This window comes from Gordonia sp. (in: high G+C Gram-positive bacteria), from assembly GCF_049299075.1.
Taxonomy (GTDB): Bacteria; Actinomycetota; Actinomycetes; order Mycobacteriales; family Mycobacteriaceae; genus Gordonia.
Genome location: NZ_JBAQWU010000099.1, coordinates 1 through 4,483, shown reverse-complemented (window position 1 = coordinate 4,483; position 4,483 = coordinate 1). Strand labels below are relative to the sequence as shown.

4 protein-coding genes and 1 pseudogene are annotated in these 4,483 nt (G+C 66.0%); 2 read left to right on the top strand and 3 right to left on the bottom strand.

Features of this window, described 5'->3' with window-relative positions; all coding sequences use genetic code 11:
* Nucleotides 1-211 precede the first annotated feature (211 nt).
* On the bottom strand, nt 212-1,135 hold the full coding sequence (locus tag WAW85_RS03265; RefSeq protein WP_422558221.1) for a helix-turn-helix transcriptional regulator: 924 nt from the start codon (nt 1,133-1,135) through the stop codon (nt 212-214).
* 124 nt (nt 1,136-1,259) lie between these two features.
* Between WAW85_RS03265 and WAW85_RS03260 the strand changes: the two are divergent.
* Nucleotides 1,260-2,117 (top strand): annotated as a pseudogene (locus WAW85_RS03260) (aldo/keto reductase).
* A 90-nt stretch (nt 2,118-2,207) separates the two neighbouring features.
* Here the strand turns inward: WAW85_RS03260 and WAW85_RS03255 are convergent.
* Nucleotides 2,208-2,657, bottom strand: coding sequence for a winged helix-turn-helix transcriptional regulator (locus WAW85_RS03255; protein ID WP_422558220.1), 450 nt, complete (start codon nt 2,655-2,657; stop codon nt 2,208-2,210).
* 109 nt (nt 2,658-2,766) lie between these two features.
* On the opposite strand from WAW85_RS03255, the gene WAW85_RS03250 reads away from it, so the two are divergent.
* Nucleotides 2,767-3,615 carry an SDR family oxidoreductase gene (locus tag WAW85_RS03250; protein ID WP_422558219.1) on the top strand — a complete coding sequence of 283 codons (849 nt, stop codon included), beginning with the start codon at nt 2,767-2,769 and terminating at the stop codon, nt 3,613-3,615.
* Nucleotides 3,616-3,980: 365 nt separating this feature from the next.
* Here the strand turns inward: WAW85_RS03250 and WAW85_RS03245 are convergent, their stop codons facing one another.
* On the bottom strand, nt 3,981-4,367 hold the full coding sequence (locus tag WAW85_RS03245) for a nuclear transport factor 2 family protein (RefSeq protein ID WP_422558218.1): 387 nt from the start codon (nt 4,365-4,367) through the stop codon (nt 3,981-3,983).
* Nucleotides 4,368-4,483 lie beyond the last annotated feature (116 nt).

Here is a 4,483-nt window from a genome sequence, read left to right as displayed (position 1 = left end):
CCGCCGGTTCGCGGCGCCGCCGCCTCGAGGCCAAGACCCGGCGCGGCGTGGTCAAGCGGAACCGCCGCGCGCCCGGCGACGCCGAGTAGTCCGCCCCGGTGGCCAACAACCACCTCGAGACGACTCGCCCGGCAGATCGACGACACATGACTTGCGACCGCGGAGCACTCGTGGACGACAACAGCCATCCCCGGGGCCGGAGTCGGCGGGTTCAGGAATGTCGCGGCGGAGGTTCTCCCACGCGCTCGGATTTATCGTTTTCTGGCGCGTGCGCAGTGTCTTGGCCGTATTCGCTCGCCGCCCACGACGCCAGCAGCTGCAGCCGTTCCGCGGACGCCGATCTAGGCTCGGCCGCGTAAACGGTCAGTGTGAGCCCGGGCTCGGACTCCATTGACATACCCTCGTACGCGACCGTGATCTCGCCGACGACCCGATGGCTGAAGGTCTTAGACCCGGCCCCATGCTGCCGGACATCGCGCGCGCCCCAGAGTTGCCGGAACTCGTCGCTGCGCGTGGACAGTTCGCCGATCAGATCGTGCAGCTCTTTGTTATGCGGATCGCGGCCGGCCTCGGTGCGCAGGATCGCGACGGTGGTGCCAGCGAAGAAGTCCCAATCTGGGTAGAAGTCAAGCGCGCGCCGGTCGAGGAACGTGAACCGCGCGATGTTCGGCGGCTGGCCCGGCATATCGTAGAGGTCCTGGTAAAAGGCCCGTCCGAGGATGTTGGCGGCCACGATGTCCAGTCGGCCGTTGCGCACGAATGCGGGCCCCGACGTCACGGCGTCGAGAATCCACTGCAGGCTCGGGTGCGCCGTCCACTCCTTTGTGTTCCGTCGCCGCGGCGGACGAGCGACGGGACTGGCGGCATGGGCGAGGTCAAACAGGTGCGCGCGCTCGGCGTCGTCGAGCTTGAGCGCCCTGGCGAGCGCGTCGAGGACCTCCGGGGACGCGCCGCTGATCGCACCACGTTCCAGCTTCGTGTAGTACTCGACGCTGACACCGGCCAGCGTGGCGACCTCGCTGCGCCGCAGGCCAGCCACCCGAAGGTTCGTTCCCGCGGGGAGCCCGACCTGCTCCGGGGTTACCTTGGCCCGCCGCGAGGTGAGGAATTCACGCACTTCGGCCGTGTTGTCCATACCGGCAACGGTATGCCGACTAACTCGACGGAGGGAGCCCCTCGCGGTACCCCTATTGAGCGGGTCTCCCCCGCGCATGAAAACTGTGGTGTCCTTGATCGCGGACCACGAATGGAGACACCGCATGAGCATTCTGAACGAGACCGACACGCTGGCAAACGGGGTCAAGATCTCCAAACTCGGGCTCGGCACCTGGTTTATTGACGACGACAAGGCCGCACAGGCCGTCCGATCGGCGGTCGAGCTCGGCTATCGCACATCGACACAGCGCAGGCCTACGGCAACGAGCACGGCGTCGGCGAGGGCATCCGCACCAGCGACACGGCCCGCGCGGATCTGTTCGTGTCCACGAAGTTGGCCGCGGAGATCAAGGACTACGACGAGGCAGTCGCCGCGATCAACGGGTCCTTGCAAACACTCGAACTCGACTACATCGATCTGATGCTGATCCATGCACCGCAGCCGTGGGACGACTTCCGCGGCGGCGACTACGCCGAGGGCAACCGGCAGGCCTGGCGGGCGCTGGAGGAGGCGCACAAAGCGGGCAAGGTCCGGTCGATCGGCGTATCGAACTTCCTGCAGTCGGATCTGGGCAGGCTGCTCGACACGGCGACCGTCGTCCCGCACGTCAACCAGCTGCTGGTGCACGCGGGGAACACACCCGCCGAGTTGCTGGACTACTGCCAGTCCGCGGGTATCGTCGTCGAGGCTTACTCGCCGATCGCGCACGGCGCAATCCTGAAGAACGCCGAGGTGCAGGCAATGGCGGAGAAGTACAGCGTCACCGTCCCACAGTTGTGCATCCGCTACACCCTGCAGCTGGGTACGGTCTCCCCGCCGAAGACCGCCACCGCCGAGCACTTGCGCGCCAACGCACAGGTTGATTTCGTGATCACTGACGAGGACATGAGCAGCCTGAAGGACTTGCGCGCCCCGGGACTACGGCGAGCACAGTGCCTTTCCGGTCTACAGCGGCAAGTGACGAGGAGATGTGCCGGTGAACGCGTGATCGCGACCCTGCAGCACTCTCGAGAACCGCACCGGGCTTGACCCCTTGGCTCGCACCGATGGATCAGCTTGGTGCGTCGTGGAGCCCTCGGGCCCGCGTGCCCTCGGCTTCATCGAACAACCTTTGCGCTTCGAGTACGTGGGGTAGCTCGGACTCGATAATTCCGATCAAGGCCGACAACGGCTCGGCGATCTTCTGCCCCAGCGCCGTGAGCCCGTACTCGACGTGCGGCGGGATGGTGCTGTGCACGGTGCGCACCACCATCCCTTCCCGCTCGATCTGCCCCAGGGTCTGCGACAACATCCGATCGCTGATGCCGTCGACACGACGACGGATCGCCGCGAATCGCAGGGGGTCGCCGTTCTCCAGCAGCGCAGCCACGATGAGCGCACTCCAGCGACCGGTCACATGCTGAAACACCCCTCGTGACGCGCACCTGCGCGAGAAGACATCCGCGTCGAACGCGCGTCCCGGATTGCCATCGAGGCCAGGATCGCTGTCAAGGTCAGTCACCCCTCAAAGAATACTGCAAACAGAAGCACTTCCCAAACTATTGCGCTTCCGTTTAGTTAGTGCAATGATGGACGACGACAGAGACCACACCACAAGAAAGAGCCCTCCCATGCGCATCGCAGTCACCGGAGCCACCGGCCACCTCGGCGGCCAGGTCGTCGAATCCCTCCTCGCGCACGGCGTCGCCGCCGACGACATCACCGCGATCGTCCGCAGCCCGGCCAAGGGCGCAGGACTCACCGAGGTGGGCGTCCGCCTGGGTGTCGCGTCGTACGACGACGAGCCCGCGCTGGTCTCGGCATTCGACGGCGTCGACCGCCTGGTGCTCATCTCGGGCAGCGAGGTGGGCCAGCGCCTGGCGCAGCACGCCAACATCATCAATGCCGCCAAGACTGCGGGCGTGCAGTTCATCGTCTACACGAGCCTGCTCAATCTGGACACCTCCGAGCTCGGCCTGGCCATCGAGCACCGGGGTACCGAAGAGTTGCTCGCGGCGTCGGGAATCGACCACACCTTGCTGCGCAATGGCTGGTACTGGGAGAACTATGCCTCGGCGATCGATTCGGGCAAGGCGGCCGGGAAGTTCTTCGGCGCGGTCGGATCGGCGAAGGTCTCCGGTGCCGCGCGCCGCGATTACGCGGAGGCCGCAGCGGTGGTCGTGACCGGCGAGGGCCACACCGGCAAGGTCTACGAGCTCGCCGGGTCCCCCGCACTCTCCTATCCGGAGATCGCCGACGCAGTCGGCACCGTCATCGGCAGTGCTGTCGTATACGTCGACCAGTCGGTCGAGGAGTACCAGAAGACCCTGGAAGGCTTCGGGATGCCGGCGCAGACAGCCGCCGTCTACGCGGCGATGGACCCGATCATCGCGCAGGGCGCGCTCTACTCCGAGAGCACCGGCCTGCAGAAGTTGATCGGCCGCCCGTCGACCTCGGCAGTCGAAGCGCTGTCGGCCTAGGTCGCCGCCCCGGCATCCCCATCGTCACGTCGACCGCCGACTGATTGCGGCCGACCGATGCCGGGGCCATCACGCGTACACCAAGCACCAGTCGCGGCATCCAGCAGCGTGGATTAGGCGGTCGTCGTCGACGAGGCGGCCGCGTACGGAGCCATCCACCTCCGCACGAGGCGGCCGCGTACGGAGCCATCCACCTCCGCAGCGTCTCCGGCCGCCGAACTGTGATTCCGAGGTCAAGGAGGTCTCGGTCGACGACCCGCTGAAGGTAGGCGTCAAGCAGTCGGCGCCGCCCCCTCGGCGGAGCGCTCATGATTCCAGGTAGGCCGCTACCGGTGATCGCCTCCGCATAGGTCACTCCACACGGCTCACGCCCAGAAGGCGTCCTCGACCGGCTGATCCTCACCGATCAACCACACTTCGGCGATCTTGTCGCCGACGACGCGGAAGACGTCGGTGCCGTACTGATCGAGGTCGTCGCGCCCGTCTCGGGACGCGGTGAATCGGACTGTCGTCACGACAAGCCGGCCGGCCGCGGTGACCGAAAGCGTCTCCAGCGCAAAGGTGCCCTGGCTCAGTTCCATGAACCGCCCCAATTGGGCGACGACCGCTTCCGGACCGCTGTGGTCGCCGGACAGCGGACTGGTGCCGGGCTGGTGCCAGACGATGTCGTCAGTCAAGGTCGCAGCCAGCGCCTCCATATCACCGGCTCCGGCGGCGGCACCGTATCGGGCTACTACATCTGATGCAGACATCTGAGGGATCCCTTCGTAGATCTGTTGTGATGCGAAGATGAATGCCTGCCCGATCCGGGTTACTTCAACGGTCCCAAGAAGGACTTCAGATGCGCGATACCGAGTGGACCGTGTTG